The organism is Alterinioella sp., from assembly GCF_058343375.1.
In genome coordinates, this window is sequence record NZ_JBTUJH010000037.1 from 1 (window position 1) to 18,840 (window position 18,840).

15 protein-coding genes, 1 tRNA gene and 1 rRNA gene are annotated in these 18,840 nt (G+C 61.6%); 5 read left to right on the forward strand and 12 right to left on the reverse strand.

Translation table 11 applies throughout. From position 1 onward, the window contains the following. The 5 genes from ACW8PS_RS06065 to clpB all read right to left on the reverse strand — a co-directional run. Nucleotides 1-734 (reverse strand): 16S ribosomal RNA (locus ACW8PS_RS06065); the annotation flags it as partial. A 667-nt stretch (nucleotides 735-1,401) separates the two neighbouring features. Next, a complete protein-coding gene (gene msrQ / locus ACW8PS_RS06070) occupies nucleotides 1,402-2,004 on the reverse strand; it encodes a protein-methionine-sulfoxide reductase heme-binding subunit MsrQ (RefSeq protein ID WP_491526417.1) in 603 nt (200 codons plus the stop codon). 98 nt (nucleotides 2,005-2,102) lie between these two features. Further along, the gene (gene msrP, locus ACW8PS_RS06075) at nucleotides 2,103-3,008 is read right to left on the reverse strand and encodes a protein-methionine-sulfoxide reductase catalytic subunit MsrP (RefSeq protein WP_491526418.1); all 906 of its coding nucleotides are present in this window, start codon (nucleotides 3,006-3,008) and stop codon (nucleotides 2,103-2,105) included. Nucleotides 3,009-3,078: 70 nt separating this feature from the next. After that, entirely contained in the window at nucleotides 3,079-4,566 is a 1,488-nt protein-coding gene (locus ACW8PS_RS06080; RefSeq protein WP_491526494.1) for an FMN-binding glutamate synthase family protein, read from the reverse strand. Nucleotides 4,567-4,810: 244 nt separating this feature from the next. Beyond that, a complete protein-coding gene (clpB, locus tag ACW8PS_RS06085; protein ID WP_491526419.1) occupies nucleotides 4,811-7,426 on the reverse strand; it encodes an ATP-dependent chaperone ClpB in 2,616 nt (871 codons plus the stop codon). A 356-nt stretch (nucleotides 7,427-7,782) separates the two neighbouring features. Here clpB and ACW8PS_RS06090 point away from each other — a divergent pair, with 356 nt between their 5' ends. Both ACW8PS_RS06090 and pyrF read left to right on the forward strand, forming a co-directional pair. After that, nucleotides 7,783-7,965 (forward strand): hypothetical protein, encoded by a 183-nt coding sequence (locus ACW8PS_RS06090; RefSeq protein WP_491526420.1) that lies wholly within the window; start codon nucleotides 7,783-7,785, stop codon nucleotides 7,963-7,965. Between the two features lie 220 nt (nucleotides 7,966-8,185). Further along, the gene (gene pyrF, locus ACW8PS_RS06095) at nucleotides 8,186-8,881 is read left to right on the forward strand and encodes an orotidine-5'-phosphate decarboxylase (protein ID WP_491526421.1); all 696 of its coding nucleotides are present in this window, start codon (nucleotides 8,186-8,188) and stop codon (nucleotides 8,879-8,881) included. A 130-nt stretch (nucleotides 8,882-9,011) separates the two neighbouring features. Here the strand turns inward: pyrF and ACW8PS_RS06100 are convergent, their stop codons facing one another. Together ACW8PS_RS06100 and ACW8PS_RS06105 are read right to left on the reverse strand one after the other, a co-directional pair. Then, nucleotides 9,012-9,296, reverse strand: a complete 285-nt coding sequence (locus tag ACW8PS_RS06100) for an NfeD family protein (protein WP_491526422.1) — start codon at nucleotides 9,294-9,296, stop codon at nucleotides 9,012-9,014. Next, on the reverse strand, nucleotides 9,296-10,189 hold the full coding sequence (locus tag ACW8PS_RS06105; protein ID WP_491526423.1) for an SPFH domain-containing protein: 894 nt from the start codon (nucleotides 10,187-10,189) through the stop codon (nucleotides 9,296-9,298). Before ACW8PS_RS06105 ends, ACW8PS_RS06100 begins: the two co-directional genes overlap by 1 nt. A 106-nt stretch (nucleotides 10,190-10,295) precedes the next feature. Between ACW8PS_RS06105 and ACW8PS_RS06110 the strand changes: the two genes are divergently transcribed. Further along, the gene (locus ACW8PS_RS06110; protein WP_491526424.1) at nucleotides 10,296-11,549 is read left to right on the forward strand and encodes a DNA polymerase IV; all 1,254 of its coding nucleotides are present in this window, start codon (nucleotides 10,296-10,298) and stop codon (nucleotides 11,547-11,549) included. A 97-nt stretch (nucleotides 11,550-11,646) separates the two neighbouring features. Here ACW8PS_RS06110 and ACW8PS_RS06115 read toward each other — a convergent pair whose 3' ends face one another. Then, entirely contained in the window at nucleotides 11,647-12,525 is an 879-nt protein-coding gene (locus ACW8PS_RS06115) for an N-formylglutamate amidohydrolase (RefSeq protein ID WP_491526425.1), read from the reverse strand. A gap of 137 nt (nucleotides 12,526-12,662) precedes the next feature. On the opposite strand from ACW8PS_RS06115, the gene ACW8PS_RS06120 reads away from it, so the two are divergent. Both ACW8PS_RS06120 and ykgO read left to right on the forward strand, forming a co-directional pair. Next, nucleotides 12,663-12,737: transfer RNA gene (locus ACW8PS_RS06120), tRNA-Val, on the forward strand. Nucleotides 12,738-12,804: 67 nt separating this feature from the next. Then, nucleotides 12,805-12,930 (forward strand): type B 50S ribosomal protein L36, encoded by a 126-nt coding sequence (ykgO, locus tag ACW8PS_RS06125; RefSeq protein ID WP_010141322.1) that lies wholly within the window; start codon nucleotides 12,805-12,807, stop codon nucleotides 12,928-12,930. 76 nt (nucleotides 12,931-13,006) lie between these two features. Here the strand turns inward: ykgO and ACW8PS_RS06130 are convergent, their stop codons facing one another. The 4 genes from ACW8PS_RS06130 to ACW8PS_RS06145 form a co-directional block, all read right to left on the reverse strand. Continuing rightward, on the reverse strand, nucleotides 13,007-15,322 hold the full coding sequence (locus tag ACW8PS_RS06130) for a peptidoglycan-binding protein (RefSeq protein ID WP_491526427.1): 2,316 nt from the start codon (nucleotides 15,320-15,322) through the stop codon (nucleotides 13,007-13,009). 64 nt (nucleotides 15,323-15,386) lie between these two features. Next, nucleotides 15,387-16,619, reverse strand: coding sequence for a phenylacetate--CoA ligase family protein (locus tag ACW8PS_RS06135; protein WP_491526428.1), 1,233 nt, complete (start codon nucleotides 16,617-16,619; stop codon nucleotides 15,387-15,389). Then, nucleotides 16,619-17,446 (reverse strand): ABC transporter ATP-binding protein, encoded by an 828-nt coding sequence (locus ACW8PS_RS06140; protein ID WP_491526429.1) that lies wholly within the window; start codon nucleotides 17,444-17,446, stop codon nucleotides 16,619-16,621. The genes ACW8PS_RS06135 and ACW8PS_RS06140 overlap by 1 nt, the downstream gene beginning before the upstream one ends. 97 nt (nucleotides 17,447-17,543) lie before the next feature. Continuing rightward, on the reverse strand, nucleotides 17,544-18,824 hold the full coding sequence (locus ACW8PS_RS06145; RefSeq protein WP_491526431.1) for an ABC transporter substrate-binding protein: 1,281 nt from the start codon (nucleotides 18,822-18,824) through the stop codon (nucleotides 17,544-17,546). Between the last annotated feature and the right edge of the window lie 16 nt (nucleotides 18,825-18,840).

The window sequence follows — 18,840 nt, forward strand, 5'->3', positions numbered from 1 at the left end:
AATCCTGTTTGCTCCCCACGCTTTCGCACCTCAGCGTCAGTATCGAGCCAGTGAGCCGCCTTCGCCACTGGTGTTCCTCCGAATATCTACGAATTTCACCTCTACACTCGGAATTCCACTCACCTCTCTCGAACTCAAGACTAGCAGTTTTAGAGGCAGTTCCAGGGTTGAGCCCTGGGATTTCACCCCTAACTTACTAATCCGCCTACGTGCGCTTTACGCCCAGTAATTCCGAACAACGCTAACCCCCTCCGTATTACCGCGGCTGCTGGCACGGAGTTAGCCGGGGTTTCTTTACCAGATACTGTCATTATCATCTCTGGCGAAAGAGCTTTACGATCCTAAGACCTTCATCACTCACGCGGCATGGCTAGATCAGGCTTGCGCCCATTGTCTAAGATTCCCCACTGCTGCCTCCCGTAGGAGTCTGGGCCGTGTCTCAGTCCCAGTGTTGCTGATCATCCTCTCAAACCAGCTATGGATCGTAGGCTTGGTAGGCCATTACCCCACCAACTACCTAATCCAACGCGGGCCGATCCTTCTCCGATAAATCTTTCCCCCTAAGGGCGTATACGGTATTACTCTCAGTTTCCCGAGGCTATTCCGTAGAAAAGGGTACGTTCCCACGCGTTACTAACCCGTCCGCCGCTCCTCACCGAAGTGAAGCGCTCGACTTGCATGTGTTAGGCCTGCCGCCAGCGTTCGTTCTGAGCCAGGATCAAACTCTCAAGTTGAAAAGCAATTGCTTGCTTATCCTTGACGTTCGAACCTCTGCACATCGTCCAACAATGCTCCGGCTAGGAAACATCATCGAACAGTTTTTTCTGTGTGTTGTGCTTCAGGTTTTCATAAGAAAACAAGAAACCGTCCAAACAGTGAAGCTGACACTGGATCATCGGGCCGAAACCCTACCAGCGTTGATATACAGAAGGTTGATCCATCGAACTGAACCAAACCGCCCACATATCTCTTCAGATACTATCAATTTCAAAGAGCGAGAGACAAATTCAACCGACTGCGCTAATCTCTTTAGCGCGGCCCGCTTCATTTACCTCAGTGTTTTTCGTCTTGCGTCTCGTTGCCCTGCGGCCCGTCTGGCGCCCCGTTGGAGCATCTCTGCGCCGCTGGTGAGGGGTGTTTAGGCCGCGGCGCTGAGACCCGCAAGCGCTTTTTTGCAGAAACATGATTTTTTTCTGCGCGGTCTATTTATCTTGTTATTTTTCAATAGCTTACCTGATTAACTTTTCTGATCTTTCTGCGCCTGCATCAGATGAATCTCTGCGGCGCAGCGACTCGGATTCGGCCCGGATATCAACATCTTGCGTTATCCACAGGCTTATCCCCAGAACTTGGTAGGTTTCACCGCTGTGGCGGCCCGATTCAGCCCGACTCGGGGCTGAATCACCGGGCAACCCGCCGCCGCATCCAGACCACCCGTATGGCAACCACACCAAAGGACAGTGTCAGATAGATGATCAACTGGACCGTCCAGACCCGTTCCTGCATCAGAAAATGGATGCCGGCCAGCGGCACCGCCAGATAGACCAGCCGGTGCAGTTTCTGCCAACGCGGGCCCAGACGGCGGATCCATTTCCTGGTCGAGGTCAGCGCCAGCGGCAGCAGCAGCAGAAATACCGTCATGCCGATGATGATAAAGGGGCGCTCGGTCAGATCCTCAAGGATCTGTCCCCACAGAAACACCATATCCAGCACCAGCCATGTGGTGAGATGCAGACAGATATAGCCAAAGCCCAGCAATCCCAGGGGTCGGCGGAATTTCAGCAGGTTCAGGCCCCCATAGCGGCGCAGCGGCGTCACCATCAGCGAGGCAATCAGAAACTGCAGCGCGATCCGCCCCAGATTCTGCTCCAGCGTCTTGATCGGTTCCACCCCCAGGCCGCCATTCACGCCAAGCCACAGCAAAACCGCCGCCGGAATGAAGCCGATGAAATAGAGCGGCCATTCAGGCAGCTTGCGCGCGGTCTGGTTTATCCAATCAATCATCTTCGTCATCCACAACAAGGGGGTCGCGCCAAACTCCAGGGGCGGCGAACCGATCGGCAAGAACAATATACACGATATTCACCGGGGCGCGGCGGCCCTCAGTAATCTACCGACAGGTCCATGCCTTCATACATGCTGGCGACCTGATCGGCGTAACCGTTGAACATCAGCGTCTGCTCGCGCCCGGAAAACAGGCCGCCGCCAACACGCCGTTCGGTGGCCTGGCTCCAGCGCGGGTGATCGACCTCGGGGTTCACGTTCGAATAGAACCCGTATTCGCGCGGGTTCTGCATGTTCCATGTCGCTTCGGGCTGTTCTGCCGTCAGCGAGATGCGCACGATCGACTTGATCGATTTGAAGCCGTATTTCCACGGCACCACCAGCCGCAGCGGCGCTCCGTTCTGATTGGGCAACGGATCACCATACAGCCCGGTCGCCAAAATCGTCAGCGGGTGCATCGCCTCATCCAGCCGCAGCCCCTCACGATAGGGCCAATCCAGGATCGCGCGGCGCTGGCCCGGCATTTCCTCGGGGCGCACCAGCGTCTCGAACGCCACATATTGCGCGCCCTCCTGCACCCCCACACGGGTCAGAAGATCGGCCAGTTCAAACCCGTTCCACGGCACCACCATCGACCAGGCCTCGACGCAGCGCAGCCGGTAGATGCGCTCCTCGATCGTCATGCCATCGAGCAGCTCGGCCAGCGAATAGGTGCCGGGGTTGTCGACCAGCCCGTCAATCTCGATGCTCCACGGGTCGGTGGTCAGCCTATGCGCATTGGCGGCCGGGTCGGTCTTGCCGGTGCCGAACTCATAGAAATTGTTGTAATTGGTGATATCCTCGAAACTGTTGGGCTCCAGCGCCCCCTGGGCCCGCGCCCCGGCCCCGATCAGGCCTGCCCCCAACAGGGCCGAACTGCCGGCCATCAACTGGCGGCGGTTCATATAGATATGTTTCGGGGTTACATCGGCGTGGGTCAGTGGCGAGCGATAGCGATAGGCCATGCGGTGTCTCCTTTGCGTTGTCGGCAACCTGCCAAAAAGATGGGGCCGAACAAAGACAAAGCTCGTTTCCTCACGGCATTGTTGGGGTTTCGTTACTTCGCGGATAAACCTCATGCATCGGTCTGGAGACCCCGTCGGGCTGCACCAGACGCACATGACGCCGCCGCAAAAGACGCGGCTCCGCCACCCCCACGGAATGGGCAATTGTCTCGACTTCCTTGATAATATTCCTTGCATAGCGCGCCACGCGGGTTTCCTTATGCGCCACGACCAGCCCCTTCTGCAGCCGCCCATCATGCGTGGTGATGCCGGTCGGGCAGGTGTTCTTGTTACATTTCAGCGCCTGGATGCAGCCCAGTGAAAACATGAAACCGCGCGCCGATGTTACAAAATCGGCCCCCGCCGCCAGCGCCCATGCAACATCGCCGGGGTTGATCAGCTTGCCCGAGGCCACCAGCCTGATCCGATCCTTCAGCCCGGCCCGGTCGCGCAGGTCCGACACCATCAGCAGGCTTTCGCGGATCGATATGCCCACCAGATCCATCAACGGCATCGGGGATGCGCCGGTGCCGCCTTCACCGCCATCCAGGGTAATGAAATCGGGGGCGCATTCCGGCCCGCGCGCGTTGATCAGGCCAAACAGCTCCGCAAACGGTTCGGCGCTGCTGGCCACTGTCTTGATCCCCACGGGCTTGCCGGTGACCTCGCGGATATGGCCGATCATATCCAGAAGATCGCCAAAATCATCGATCTCGGGATGCCGGTTGGGCGACAGGCTGTCCTGACCCGCCCGGATGCCCCGGATCGCGGCAATCTCGGCGGTGATCTTTTCGCCGGGCAGGATGCCGCCCTTGCCGGGTTTCGCGCCCTGCGCCAGTTTCAGTTCGAACATGCGCACCATGTCATGGGCCGCAATGTCGCGCAGCCTGTCATCATCCAGGCCGCCGGCAGCATTGCGCACCCCGTATTTCGCGGTGCCGATCTGAAAGACGATGTCGCAGCCGCCCTCCAGATGATAGGATGACAGCGCCCCTTCGCCGGTATTCATCCAGATATTGGCGGCTTTGGCCCCCCGGCTCAGCGCCTGCACCGCCGGCTTCGAGATCGCGCCAAAACTCATGCCCGAGATATTGAACAGGGACGGGGCCATATAGGGGTGGCGCGCATATGGCCCGATCTGCATCGGCTCGGTCGAGGCATATTGGTCATCGAGCGGCGGAAACGCGGCATTCACGAAAATCGGCGTGCCGGGAATGGCCAGGCTCCGGGTGGAGCCAAAGGCCAATGTGTTGGACCCGCCATCGGCAGCATGGGCAACCCAATGGCGCTGCGCCCGGTTGAAGGGCAGCTCCTCGCGGTCCATGGCAAAGAAATACTGCCGGAAAAACTCGCCCAATGCGGAAAACAGATGCCGGAACCGCCCGATCACCGGATAATTGCGGCGGATCGCATCTGCGGTCTGGAGCCGGTCCACAATGGCCAGCACCACAATGGCCAGCACGGTCAGGCCCAGAACCAGCAGGAACGCCTGCGCCAGAAGATTGAGAAGCACGTTCATCATTGGCCAATCTCTCCAGATTTTTCAGGGCCGAACCTGCCCTTGCCGGGGCTGTCATGCAACCGCCAAGACCTGACCGGGCGGCCAGGTTGCGGGAGTTTCCGGGGGGGGATCGATCGGATCGGGCGGGGATCGGTGATGTGGCGGCCGCGATCCGGCTCTGCGGATCATCCGCATGGGAAAAGCCGGGGGATGCTTTCCGAAAAAACGGGCAGGCCCGACCTGGACCTGCCCGTTTTCTGTTTCAGTGCACCACGGCTTCATCCGGCGGCTGGCGTTCGGAACTGCTGATGCGGTCGCCCACGATCAACCCGTCCGCCCCGGCGCTGACATGCACCGTGGCACCATCCTTGATCTCACCGGCCAGGATCATCTCGGCCAGCTGGTTCTGCAACGCGCGCTGGATCACCCGTTTCAGCGGCCTGGCCCCGAATACCGGGTCATAGCCCTCATCGGCCAGCCATTTCATTGCGCCCGCGTCCAGATCAAGGCTGATATTGCGGTCCGCCAGACGCTTTTGCAGCAGGCCCAGCTGAATTTTGACGATGCCATCCATATCGTCGCGCGACAGCCGGTCAAAGATGATCGTTTCATCCAGACGGTTGAGAAATTCGGGCCGGAAATGCGCCCGCACCGCATCCATCACGTCACGCTTGGCATCGCTGGCATCGGCCGTATCGGGCAATTGGCTCAAGGCCTGCGCCCCAAGGTTCGAGGTCAGCACGATCAGCGTCTGCTTGAAATCCACGGTGCGGCCGTGACCATCGGTCAGCACGCCATCATCGAGCACCTGCAACAGCACGTTGAACACATCCGGATGCGCCTTTTCGACCTCGTCGAACAGCACCACCTGATAGGGCCTGCGCCGCACCGCTTCCGTCAGCACGCCGCCCTCATCATAGCCGACATAGCCCGGCGGCGCCCCGATCAGGCGGGCCACGGAGTGTTTCTCCATGAATTCGCTCATGTCGATCCGCACCATCGCATGTTCATCGTCAAACAGATACGCCGCCAGCGCCTTGGTCAGTTCGGTCTTGCCGACGCCGGTTGGCCCCAGCATCAAGAACGAGCCAAGCGGGCGGTTCTCATCGTTCAGGCCCGCCCGCGCCCGGCGCACGGCATTGGCGACAGCCGTCACCGCGGTGCGCTGGCCGATCACCCGCTTGCCGATCTCATCCTCCATACGCAGCAGCTTTTCGCGCTCGCCTTCCAGCATCTTGGACATCGGAATACCGGTCCAGCGCTCGACGACAGAAGCGATCTGTTCGGGGCGCACGGCTTCTTCGACCATGACATCATTGTCATGCGCCTCGGCCTCGGCCAGCTGCTTTTCCAGCGCCGGAATGACACCGTAAGACAGCTCGCCCGCCTTGCCCAGATCACCGGCGCGCTTGGCCTGTTCCAGTTCGGCGCGGGCCTGATCCAGCTTTTCCTTCAACACGCGCGCGCTTTCCAGCTTGTCGCGTTCGGCCTGCCATTGCGCCGTCATTTCCGCAGAGCGCTCCTGCAACTCCGCCAGCACCTTTTCCAGCGTCTCCAGCCGCTCTTTCGAGGCCGCGTCATCCTCTTTCTTCAACGCCTCCGCCTCGATCTGCTTTTGCAGAATGTCGCGGTCCAGCGCGTCCAGCTCCTCGGGCTTGCTGTCGACCTCCATCCGCAACCGGCTGGCGGCCTCATCCATCAGGTCGATGGCCTTGTCGGGCAGAAAGCGGTCGGTGATGTAGCGTTGCGAAAGCTGCGCCGCCGCCACCAGAGCCGCATCCGAGATCCGCACGCCGTGATGCAGTTCGTATTTTTCCTTGATGCCCCGCAGGATGCTGATCGTGTCCTGCACGGTGGGTTCTTCCACCAGGATCGGCTGGAACCGACGCGCAAGGGCGGCGTCTTTTTCCACATATTTGCGGTATTCATCCAGGGTGGTGGCCCCGATACAATGCAGTTCCCCGCGCGCCAGAGCAGGCTTGATCAGGTTCGCCGCATCCATCGCGCCATCCGATTTCCCGGCCCCCACCAGCGTGTGCATCTCGTCGATGAAAAGAATGATCTCACCCGCCGCCGCGCCGATCTCGTTCAACACGGCCTTCAACCGCTCCTCGAACTCGCCACGGTATTTCGCGCCTGCGATCAGCGCGCCCATATCCAGCGACATCAGCGTCTTGTTGCGCAGAGATTCCGGCACATCCCCATCAACGATCCGCATCGCCAGACCTTCGGCAATCGCGGTCTTGCCGACGCCCGCCTCACCGATCAGCACCGGGTTGTTCTTGGTCCGGCGCGACAGCACCTGCATGGCGCGGCGAATTTCCTCGTCGCGGCCAATGATCGGGTCGATCTTGCCCTCGCGCGCGGCCTCGGTCAGGTCGCGGGCATATTTCTTCAGCGCCTCGTAATTATCCTCGGCACTGGCACTGTCGGCAGTGCGCCCCTTGCGGATGTCATTGATCGCGCCATTCAGCGCCTGGGCATTGACCTGGCCCGCCTCCAGCGCCTCGCGCGCCTTCGATTTGACCATCGCCAGCGCGGTCAGGATACGTTCGACCGCGACAAAGCTGTCACCGGCCTTTTCGGCCAGTTTCTCGGCCTCGCCCATGACCTTGGCGGTCTGGCCATCCATGTATAGCTGACTGCCGTCGCCGGTGACTTTCGGCAATTTCGACAGCGCCAGATCAACCGATTCCAGCACCAAGCGGGCATCGCCGCCGGCGCGGTTGATCAAATTGGCTGCCATGCCCTGATCATCGTCCAGCAGCGCCTTCAGCAAATGTTCGGGAACCAGTTTCTGGTGGTCCTCACGCTGCGCAATGGTCTGCGCGGCCTGAAGAAAACCGCGTGCGCGGTCAGTGAACTTCTCCAAGTTCATGTTCTACTCTCCTTCTTACAAGCGCCTGCCGTTTTGTCCGCCCGCAACCGCAGCACGGAGCCGTTTGCAGGCCTTGAAGGACAAATGGGGTGACGCGGTCGCCTTCGCAAGATTGCGCGCCGGAATTCCCGCCAAATTACCGATATACGTGCTGTTTGACTTTTTTCACACTACGGCACTTCTCAGAAATCTTGAGACAGGGTGCATCCCTTGACGCGTAAAAATCCTTGCTTTCAGGCAGCGTTAAGGGATGCAAGTTTTCCGAGACGTGCTTTATTTTGAAACCTATTGGCCCATCCGCACGACATACCAGCATGAAGAGACAAGACACCGCAAAGATGCAGGAGCCGGAAAAGATGCGTATCGACCTGACCCATGTCGCCTATGACGCCAAAAGCGCCTGCTTCCGCGCCGATGCGATCTTGCATGACGGATCCCGCCAACGCGCCATTTCCTGCGCCTGGCACGGGCCGCAAGATGCGCCCTTCCCGAAAATCAGCGCGGGCCTCAACCAGGAGGCGTTGCGCAACTCCAGATAACCCCCCCAGGCGCGGCTCTTTCTTGAGCCCTCTCCCCTCCCGGTCAGGGCCGCGCCACCCCCAATTACCCCAGGCCGAACCCTGCCCCTACGTTCTGCCTGTTTTCCCGGCCCGGATCAGCGGTTTGTCCCTCCCGCAGATCCGGGCCGCCCTTTTTGGCGCATGGACTTGGGCCACAATGGCGCATAATCACGGGCGCGCAGATGCGAAGGGGATGGACATGAGCGATGACCGGTTGATCGTGGGGCTAGATGTGCCCGATGCCGTGGCAGGGCTGGACCTGGCGACCCGGATCGGTGACGCGGTCGGGTTCTACAAGATCGGGCTTGGCATGTTGACCGGCGGAGGCCTGGCGCTGGCCAATGAGCTGAAACAAGAGCATGGCAAGCGCATCTTCCTCGACATGAAACTCTTTGACATCAGCGCCACGGTCGAGGCGGCGGTGCGCGGATTGGCGCAGTTCGATCTCGATTTCCTGACCGTGCATGGTGATCCGCATGTGATCCGTGCTGCCAAACAAGGTGCCGCCGGAACCGGAATGAAGATCCTCGGCGTGACCATCCTGACCTCGCTCGACCGGGCCGATCTGGATGCCTGCCTGATCAAAGCGGGCGATATTGCCGATCTGGTGGTTGAACGCGCCGGGCTGGCCTTTGACGCCGGGGCCGATGGCATCATCGCCTCACCGCGCGAAGCCGCCCGCATCCGCGCCCTGCCCGAGGCCGCGGGCCGCCTGATCGTCACCCCCGGCGTGCGCCCGAAAGGGGCCGATCTGGGCGATCAGAAGCGCGTCGCCACGCCGGCGCAGGCAATCACGGATGGGGCCGATCATATCGTGGTGGCCCGCCCGATCTGGCAAGCTAAAGACCCGGCCGCCGCCGCGCAAGCAATTCTGGACGAAATCGCCAAGATCTGAGGGCAGCGCCAGCGGGGGTTCTACCCCCGCACCCCCGAGGTATTTTCACCAAGATGAAAGCAATTTGAGCTAAATTTTCGGCGTCTTTGCGCCCCAAATATCCCCGCCGGAGGCATAAACTCTCTGCGCCTCAGTCGTCGTTGATATCAGTGTCGAATGTTTTCACCTGACCATGCCGCACCCCCACGACGCGGCGCAGCACCAACCACGCGATCAGCGACATCACGGAAAAAGACAGCAGCAGCATCGGCACGGTCCCGGCAATCATCGCCGCCAGCGGGCCGCCAACCAGCAGGATCAGCGCGATAAGACCCGCGCCAATACCAAAGCCGAGCAGCACGAAGGACGGCAGCAGGATCTCACCTATGGCCAACACAATGGCAGCCGCCCCCCAGACCCACCATTCGAACCACATCAGCCGCGCCCTTTCAGCATCTGGAAGGCTTTGCCAAAGGCATCGATCGCGTCGGCGGGCACCACGATGGTCTGCGCGCCTGATCCTTGCGCAATCTTGCCCAAAGCCTCCACCTGTTTCAGAGCAATCTGATACTGCGCCGCCTCCAGGCCGTTCTCTGCAATCGCTTCCGCCACCGCGCGGGTGGCATAGGCCTCGGCATCGGCCAGGATCTTGCGCGCATCGGCAAGTTTTTCAGCGGCATACAGTTCGGCATCGGCATTCAGCTCCACCGATCGCTTGGCACCCTCGGCCTCGGTCACCTGGGCCCGGCGCGCGCGTTCCGCGTTCAACTGTTGCAACATCGCGTCGCGGGTCGCCTGATCCAGATTCACATCCAGAAGCTCGGCCCGCGTCACTTCGATGCCCCAGTCATCCACAGCCTGTTCGACGCTGTGCTTGATCTCGCTGATCAACTGATCGCGGTTCGACTGCACCTCATCGAGATCCATCTTGCCAATCTCGGCGCGCACGATCCCTGCCACCACAGTGGCAATGGCGGCATCGACATCGCGGATCCGATAAACGGTCTTTTCCGGCTCGAGAATGCGGTAGAACACCGAGGTTTCCACCTGCACCAGCACGTTGTCCTTGGTGATCGCATCCTGGCTGGCATTGGGCAGCTGACGTTCCAGGATCGATATCTTATGTGCCACCCGGTCCAGAAACGGGATGATGAAATTGATCCCCGGCCCAAGCACCGAGCGCAGCCTGCCAAAGCGTTCCACCACAAATTTCTGGCTCTGCGGAACGATCCGAATACCCAGATAGATGCTGAGCAGAATAAAGCCCGCCAGCAGCAAGATCACGATGTTGCCGCCAAGCAGCCCATTCAAGATGGCCTGAAAGTCCATTATACTATCCTCGTTTTTCATATGCGTGACTATGCAATGGGTCAAAGAAATGTTCTAGATCACAAATGACCCCGATCTGCCCCGGTCTCAACCCCCAAGAACACCGATGCCCGCCTTTTGTCGCGATTGCCTGACCCAGTTTGACGCCGGAACGCGCTGCCCCGACTGCGGGCGCCCGCGCATCACGGCCCATCCAGAGCTTTTTGACCTCTCGATCGCGCATATGGATTGCGACGCGTTCTATGCCAGCGTCGAAAAGCGCGACAACCCGGATCTGCGCAACAAGCCGGTGATCATCGGCGGCGGCAAACGCGGCGTCGTCTCGACCGCCTGCTATATCGCCCGCATCAAGGGTGTGAAATCCGCCATGCCGATGTTTCAGGCGCTCAGGCTTTGCCCCGAAGCCGTGGTCCTGCCTGGCCGGATGGAGGTTTACGCCCAGGTCTCGCGCCAGATCCGCGAGATGATGGAGGAACTGACCCCGGCCATCGAACCGCTCAGCCTGGATGAGGCCTTTCTGGACCTCACCGGCACCCGAAAACTCCACGGGGCACCGCCTGCCGTGATGCTGGCGCGACTGGTGAACCGGATGCAGGGCGAATTGGGCATCACCGGCTCGATCGGTCTCAGCCATAACAAATTTCTGGCCAAGATCGCCTCGGATCTCGACAAACCGCGCGGCTTTTCGGTGATCGGAGCCGCCGAGACGGTGGCGTTTCTCGACCCCAAACCCGTGCGCATGATCTGGGGCATCGGTGCGGTCGGGCAGGCATCGCTTGCCCAGGCGGGCATCCGCAGTTTCGCCGATCTCAAGCGCTGGGACCGGCAAGACCTGAGCACCCGCTTCGGCCCCATGGGGGATCGGCTCTGGCATCTGGCACGCGGCCAGGATCACCGCCGCGTCACCCGCAATGCGCCAATGAAATCTCTCTCATCCGAAACCACGTTTTCCGAGGATACCGCCAGCCTCGACCTGCTCGACGGCCATATCTGGCGGCTGGCGGAAAAGGTTTCGGACCGCCTCAAGGCCAAGCGCATTGCCGGCCGGGTCGTGGTCCTGAAACTGAAGCGCAGCGATTTTTCGGCCATTTCCCGGCGCTTGTCGCTGGAGGATGCAACACAATTGGCCGATCGCATCTACCGGGTCGCGCGCGACCTCTTTGATCAGGTCAACCATGACAAACCCTACCGGCTGATTGGCGTCGGCGTCGCCGATATGGTGCCTGAGGATCAGGCCGACCGCAGCGGCAACCTGCTCGACCCGCAGGAAAATTCCCGGATTGCGGCAGAACGCGCCAGCGACCGGATCCGCGCCAGATTCGGATCCGGTGCCATCGTCAAGGGCCGCTCACTCCGCTAACCCCATATTAGGGTTAACGCGCCCGCCCGTCTTCTTCTTTGCAAAAATACTCGCCCGCCGCAGGCGCCCGCATTCTCCAATACCACCAGACCGCGTGTTATTCCGCCGCCACCGGCATGCTGTCGCCCCGGGCCCCGATCATCCGGCCCAGAACCCCCGTCAGCAGCGCCTTCACATGGCCGAAATTGCCGTTCGGGCGGATCAGCGCCTCGTTCATGTAGATGCCGCGGTCAATCTCGATCTGGATGGCGTGTTGGCCGCGCGACGGCTGCCCGTAATGCTGCGCAATATAGGCCCCGGCAAAGGGCGTGTTGCGGCTGACCACCAGCCCGGTGCCACGAAACGCCGCCTCCAGCGCATCGACCACATCGGCGCTGGCCGAGGCCCCGAACCGGTCCCCGATCACCACATCGGGGCGCGGCGCACCGGGCGTTCGCGCCACCGCGTCCAGCGCATCACCGGGCATGGAATGGAAATCAAGCAGGATGGCCGCGCCAAATTCCGCCCGCGTCTGGTGCAGCAGTTGATCCAGACAGGCATGATAGGGCCGCCAGACCTGTTCGATCCGGTCCTCGGCTTCCGCCAGGCTCAGCTTGCCGCGATAGATCAACCGCCCGTTTGCCACCACGCGCGGGATCACGCCCAGACCGGAACTGACGCGCGGATTTGACGGGACGCGCTCCAGCCCTTCGATCACGGCGGGGTCCATCTCTTCGCAGGATCGGTTCAGGTCGATAAAGGCGCGCGGGTATTCGGCGGCCAGCAACGGGGCCCCCATCGCCGGGGCCTCGGCCACCAGCATATCGACAAACGCATCCTCCGATGACCGGATCGTGCGTTCATCCAGAACCGTGCGGCGGGCAAAGCCCCAGGGGTAATGCCGCCCCGAATGCGGCGAGGCCACGACAACCGGCCCGGTCTGGGTTTTCGGCATCTCCAACCGATACGCGGGGCGGGTTTGCGAAGGCTCTGTCATCACTTGCCACCTTGCGCGATTTTTTGTGGCTTCAAAAGCCCTTGAACACCTGCCCGACTCCTTTTATAGACCGCCTACCCAACGTGGCGGTGCTGCGGCTGGCCGTATAGCGGTTTGTCCGGTCTCCGTGATCAAGGGGGTGATTAGCTCAGCGGTAGAGCACTTCGTTGACATCGAAGGGGTCACTGGTTCGATCCCAGTATCGCCCACCATTCCCGCCCTGTTTTCAAGGGCTTAACCCAAAGGCGCATCGCCGCGCCGCGAAAGAGGAGAGGACCGATGAAGGTCAGAAACTCACTCCGCTCGCTCAAGCAGCGTCACCGCGATTGCCGCGTCGTGCGCCGTAAGGGCCGTGTCTATGTGATCAACAAGACGCAGCGCCGGTTCAAAGCCCGCCAGGGCTGAGCCACCCGGCCAAACAGTTGCGAAAAACGCCGCAGAGTCACCTCTGCGGCGTTTTTTCATATCCGTGGCCGCAACTTCAATTGCCTCCGATCAGCGCCTCGCCCAAAAGCATCACCGTGGTCTGGCGATCCAGCAGGCCGGTTTCGTTCAACCCGCGCGACCGCTGATAGCGCCGCAGCGCCTCGACGATATCGGCTTCGGTCACATTGCCCTGCGGCAACAGCCCGATCCGCCGCAGATGGGTGGCCGCCAGTTGCAGCTGCGCATTCGACATCTGCCCGACCGCAGGATCAACAGGGGGCCCACCGCCGCTCATCGCAGCCAGTCGATCCCGCGCCTGCTGGGCATAGCGACCATTGGGATACTCATTCAGGTATCGCCGGTAGGCACGGGCTGTATCGGCGTTGCGGGCATCGCGCCAGGCCTGATTGTCGGCCCGGATTTCCTGCAACGCGGCGCGCGCCTCGCTCTCGTGACGCCCATTGGGGTAGGCATTCAGATAATCCCGGTAGGCATCGACCGTGTCGGTGGTCTGCGCCTGGCGCCAGGCCTGGTTGTCCATCCGAATTTCCGCTATCCGCGCCTGCGCCGCGCTCGCATTCGGGCTGGCCGGATAAGCGTTGAGAAATTGCCGATAGGCGTCGATCGTATCGGCCGCCTGCGCCGCCTGCCAGGCCGCGGCCTCATTGCCGGCACGGGTCAGCGCATTCAACTGCTGGCGCGCAGTCTGGGCAAACGCCCCGTCAGGATAGCGGTCCAGATAGGCGCGCAGCCCCGCCTCGGTGCCCGATGCCCCGGTCTGTTGCCAATAGGCGTTGTCCCGGGCGGCCTCGATATCCGCAATCCGCGCCCGCGCCACGGCTGCGTTCGGGCTGTTGGGATAGGCGTTGATATATTGCCGGTAGGCGTTGATCGTATCCGCCGCCTGCGCCGCTTGCCAGGCGGCGGCCTGATTATTGGCATGGGTCAGCGCATTCAACTGCTGGCGCGCGGTATGGGCAAAATCGCCGTCAGGATAGCGGTCCAGATATGCGCGCAGCCCCGCCTCGGTGCCACCGGCCCCGGTCTGTTGCCAGTAATCACGATCCTGGGCGGCCTCGATATTGGCCAGGCGCTGCCGGGCCAGGTTGGAGAACTGGCCATTGGGATAGCGTTGCAGATAGGCGCGCAATCCGGCCTCGTCGATGCCGCGCCCGGTCTGGTTCCAATAGTCGCTATCGGCCTGTTCGGCGCGCGCCTCTTCCATCGCGGCGATACGTTCGCGGGCAAGCTCGGCAAATTCGCCATGCGGATAGCGATCCAGATAGGCGCGCATCCCGGCCTCATTATTGCCGCCCCCGGTCTGTTGCCAATAGGCCCGGTCCTGGGCCTGAATCTGGGCCCTGCGAACATCACCCTGATCTGACAGGCGCGCGATCTGCGCCGCATCCAGATAACCGGTAACGGGCAGCCCATTGGCTTGCTGCCAGGCGCGGATCGCGCCGCGTGATCCCGGACCGAAAAGGCCGTCAATGGCGTTGGTGTAATAGGACAGCGCCGCCAGATCACGCTGAATATCGCGTTTCTGGTTGCGGTTCAGGCCAAGCGCAGACTCCACTTCCTGCGGTGTCAGTTGCGGCGTGGGCGGGGCCAGCGCGTCAATCCGGCTGCGCGCCTCGGCGGCGTAATAGCCATTGGGATAGCGGTTCAGATAGGCGCGATAGGCAAAGACATTGTTCAACGCAGCCATCGCCTCCCAATAGGATTGATCGGCAGGCGGGATCGTCGGTGTCACGACGGGGGCCGGAATGAAGGGCGTAAACGGCTCATTCAGCGCCACCACGCTCAACCCCGGCGTGCGGGCAAAGGCATCGCGGATCGGGCGCCCCGGAACCAGCAATTCACGCGATGCAAAGCGCGCGATCGCGGCCGGATGACCGGTCGCCAGCGTGACGCCCTCGGGCACCTCCAGCGTGCCGATCCCGTCACTCAGACCCACCCCCATCGGCAGGCCCTGATCTTCGGGCCCCAACAGAATGATCGCGCCGCCATCGACCTGCGCCGCGATATCCAGCAGCAATTGCACCGGAATGCCCGCGCCCGAAACACTGCCCAGATCCTGCACCCCGGCATTGCGACCCAGAAACCAGGTCAGCCCGCCGAAATTCGCAAACCGACCCGCCAGCACGATAACCAGCCGGTCCTCCTCGTTCCTCGCCACCATCTGCGAGACCAGCCCGCGCAGGGTATCGACATCGGCATCAAAGGCAGACAGGACGTCAAACCCGGCCTGATCCAGCGGTTGCAACGCGGTGCCGACATAGCGCGGCGCGCCGTAACTGGTGGTGGCGGTCGCGTCCACGCTGCCCACGACCAGGGCCGTATCGGCCTGGGCGGGAAGGGCGACAGACATCAACAAAAACGCTCCGATAAATGATCTCATGCGAAATCCTCCTCTAAAAAGAAGGCGCCCGGGATCATTCGTAGCTGCGGCGATCCTCAATGACTTTGCCGTCATTTGGCAGGGATCCGACCGGAACGATCTCGATTCGCCCCCTCAACTTTAGCGTATCCAGCACGGTTTGTTCATAGGCGCTTGTATCAGCGGCCGATGTTTCCAGTTTCACCTGCATCACATCCATCTCGCCTTCGCGCTCCGCGACCACCCGGGCGCGGGTAATCTCGGCGTGCCGGGCGACCAGTTGGGCCACCTGTTCGGGGCGCACGAACATGCCCTTGATCTTGGTGGTCTGGTCGGCGCGGCCCATCCAGCCCTTGATGCGCATATTGGTCCGGCCGCAGGGGCTGGCCCCGTCCATGATGGCGGAAAGATCGCCGGTGGCAAAGCGGATCAGCGGGTAATCGGGGTTCAGCGTGGTCACCAAAACCTCGCCCACCTCGCCCGGGGCGACCGGGTCACCGGTGCCGGGGCGCACGATCTCGACGATCACGCCCTCATCGACGATCATCCCCTCCATCGCATCGCTTTCATAGGCGATATTGCCCAGATCGGCGGTGGCATAGCTTTGCAGACAGGCAATGCCGCGATCGGAATATTCCTGCCGCAGGCTGGGAAACAGCGCACCGCCCCCCACCGCAGCCCTGGTGATGGACAGCCGCAACCCCATCTGCTCGGCCTTGTCCAGGATCACCTTCAGGTAATCGGGCGTGCCGGCATAGGCGGTGACGCCAATATCATGCGCCGCGCGGGCTTGCAGTTCGGTCTGTCCGGTGCCAGCAGGCAGCACCGTGGCCCCGACCGCGCGGGCACCCGATTCAAAGATCATGCCCGCAGGCGTCAGGTGATAGCTGAAACAATTCTGGATGATATCGCCCTGGCCGATACCGGCGGCATGCAAGACCCGCCCCATGCGCCACCAGTCATCGCTGATATTGCCGGGCTCATAGATCGGGCCGGGACTTTGGAAAATATGGTCAAACCCCTGCGCCGCGCCGGCGAAACCGCCCAACGGGGCCGCCTTGGCCTGCGCCTTGCCGATATCGGATTTGCGCAGCACCGGCAGAGCCGCCAGCGCGTCGCGGTCGGTGATGGTCGCGGCATCGACCCCGGCCAGACTGCTCCGATACCCCGGCAAGGCCTGCGCCCGGGCAATCTGTCGAGGCAAGGCACTGGCCAGATCGGCGGCGCGGGCATCGGCGCTGCGGGTTTCAAGCTGGTCGAAGAAATCGCTCACGGCATTGTCCCTCATCAACTCAACCACCTCTTGCGGCGGCGATAGGACCGAACTTCGCGGAAGCTCTTGCGGCCCTCCTCGGACATGCCGAGATAGAATTCCTTCACATCCGGGTTTTCGCGCAATTCCGCGGCCAGCCCGTCCATCACCACGCGGCCCGATTCCAGAATATATCCGTAATGCGCAAACCTCAGCGCCACATTGGTGTTCTGCTCGGCCAGCAGGAAGGTCACGCCCTGCTCCTCGTTCAACCGCTTCACGATGCCGAAAATCTGTTCCACCAGCTGCGGGGCCAACCCCATTGACGGCTCGTCCAGCAGCACGGTTTCGGGGCGGCTCATCAGGGCGCGGCCAATCGCGCACATCTGCTGTTCGCCACCCGACGTATAGCCCGCCTGGCTTTTGCGGCGCTCCTTCAGGCGTGGGAAATAGGTATAGACCATGTCCAGATCAGCCGCGATGGCCCCCTTGCCGCCGGTGGTCGTATAGGCCCCGGTCAGCAGGTTTTCCTCGATCGTCAGATGTTCGAAACAATGCCGCCCCTCCATCACCTGGACAACGCCGCGCCTGACCAGGTCGGCGGGGTCTGCATGGGAAATGTTCTGGCCGCGATACAGGATCGAGCCCTTGGTGACCTCACCGCGTTCCGAGGCCAGCAGCCCCGAAATCGCCTTCAGCGTCGTCGTCTTGCCAGCGCCATTGCCGCCAAGCAATGCGGTGATGCCGCCCTTGGGCACCTTCAGGCTGACGCCTTTCAGCACCAGGATCACATGATTGTAGATCACCTCGATATTGTTGATCTCAAGAAGGGTCTCTTGCTCGGTGGGTGCGGCGTCCAGCATGTCAGTTTCTCCGGCCGCTCCAGCGGGCCTGTTGGGTCTTGCATGGGGTCCCGGCGGCAACGGTCCTGCCGCCGCCGGGTGGTTCAGATCAACCGGCTCAGTTGCAGCGCCGCTCGATGTTGTTTTCTTCCGCAAACATGGCGCTGTCTTCCAGGATCAGCGGCTGTGTCACGGAATCATCGGGCGCGATGAAATCGGTCACCGTCACCCATACCTGATCGGCCGCGTTCCATTGCTGGATACGGCCCATCCCGGTGCCACCGTGATCTTCGCACGAGACCGTAAACTCCGGCCCGATGCCCGGCGCACCCCAGGAGGCCATCATCTCTTCGGTGATGACCAGGTTTTCCATCCCGTCGCGCATCATGGCGGCGTCAATCTCTGCCACGCCGTTCATTTCCTGCGCCACGCGCACGGCTTCCGCCGCCAGCATCGCCGCATACATGCCACGGGTATACAGAACCGACCCCAGGTTTCCGCCTTCACCGGCCGCAAGCCCGGCGTCGATCACATATTCCTGAATGTCGTCAAACACCGGCATATCGCCCAGACCGTTCATGTTCAGCGACAGATAGCCATCGGCGGCATCGCCGGCGGGAATCACATCAGGTTCGGCACCGGACCACCAGTTGCCGATGAACTGATCCATCGGATAGCGGATATTGGCGGCCTCCTGGATTGCGACCTGGTTCATCACGCCCCAGCCCCACATCAGGACATAATCGGGACGCTCGCGGCGGATGGTCAGCCACTGGTTGCCCTGTTCCTGACCGGGGTGGTCAACGGCCAGCTGCAGCAGCTCGAACCCATATTGCTCCGACAGCACTTCCAGCGTGCGGATCGGCTCCCGGCCATAGGCCGAGTTGTGATAGAGCAGGGCAATCTTCTGACCTTCCAATGATCCGTCATTCTCGGACAGCAGGTAGTTGATCATCACCGATGCCGCATCCCAGTAGTTGCCGGGATAGTTGAAGACATTGGCGAACACGGTGCCATCAGCGGCCGATGTCCGGCCATAGCCCATCGAATGGATCGGGATACCGTCGGCGGTCGCGCGCGGGATCAACTGATAGGTGATGCCGGTCGATAGCGGCTGATAGACCAGCGCGCCCAGACCCTTGGTCGATTCATAGCATTCCACGCCACGCTCGGTGTTATATGCGGTTTCGCATTCCGGCACGGATGTCATCACACCGCCGATGCCGCCATCACGCTGGTTGAGCAGCGTGAAATAATCGGCATAGCCATCGGCAAAGGGGATCCCCCCCGCCGCATAAGGCCCGGTGCGATAGCTGAGCGACGGGAACACAAGTTCGTCCGCCATCACAGGCCCCGTGGCAATCAGGCCAGCTATGGCCATGGTCAGAAGTTTCTTCATCGGTTAGGTCCTCCCT

Coding starts and splice junctions, on each gene's coding strand:
- ACW8PS_RS06130 (WP_491526427.1), bottom strand. CDS start 15,322: ATGTCTGTCGCCCTTCCCGCCCAGGCCGATACGGCCCTGGTCGTGGGC.
- ACW8PS_RS06140 (WP_491526429.1), bottom strand. CDS start 17,446: ATGCTGGACGCCGCACCCACCGAGCAAGAGACCCTTCTTGAGATCAAC.
- ykgO (WP_010141322.1), top strand. CDS start 12,805: ATGAAGGTCAGAAACTCACTCCGCTCGCTCAAGCAGCGTCACCGCGAT.
- ACW8PS_RS06080 (WP_491526494.1), bottom strand. CDS start 4,566: ATGAACGTGCTTCTCAATCTTCTGGCGCAGGCGTTCCTGCTGGTTCTG.
- ACW8PS_RS06100 (WP_491526422.1), bottom strand. CDS start 9,296: ATGTGGTTCGAATGGTGGGTCTGGGGGGCGGCTGCCATTGTGTTGGCC.
- msrQ (WP_491526417.1), bottom strand. CDS start 2,004: ATGATTGATTGGATAAACCAGACCGCGCGCAAGCTGCCTGAATGGCCG.
- clpB (WP_491526419.1), bottom strand. CDS start 7,426: ATGAACTTGGAGAAGTTCACTGACCGCGCACGCGGTTTTCTTCAGGCC.
- ACW8PS_RS06115 (WP_491526425.1), bottom strand. CDS start 12,525: ATGACAGAGCCTTCGCAAACCCGCCCCGCGTATCGGTTGGAGATGCCG.
- msrP (WP_491526418.1), bottom strand. CDS start 3,008: ATGGCCTATCGCTATCGCTCGCCACTGACCCACGCCGATGTAACCCCG.
- ACW8PS_RS06090 (WP_491526420.1), top strand. CDS start 7,783: ATGCGTATCGACCTGACCCATGTCGCCTATGACGCCAAAAGCGCCTGC.
- ACW8PS_RS06110 (WP_491526424.1), top strand. CDS start 10,296: ATGCCCGCCTTTTGTCGCGATTGCCTGACCCAGTTTGACGCCGGAACG.
- pyrF (WP_491526421.1), top strand. CDS start 8,186: ATGAGCGATGACCGGTTGATCGTGGGGCTAGATGTGCCCGATGCCGTG.
- ACW8PS_RS06145 (WP_491526431.1), bottom strand. CDS start 18,824: ATGAAGAAACTTCTGACCATGGCCATAGCTGGCCTGATTGCCACGGGG.
- ACW8PS_RS06105 (WP_491526423.1), bottom strand. CDS start 10,189: ATGGACTTTCAGGCCATCTTGAATGGGCTGCTTGGCGGCAACATCGTG.
- ACW8PS_RS06135 (WP_491526428.1), bottom strand. CDS start 16,619: ATGAGGGACAATGCCGTGAGCGATTTCTTCGACCAGCTTGAAACCCGC.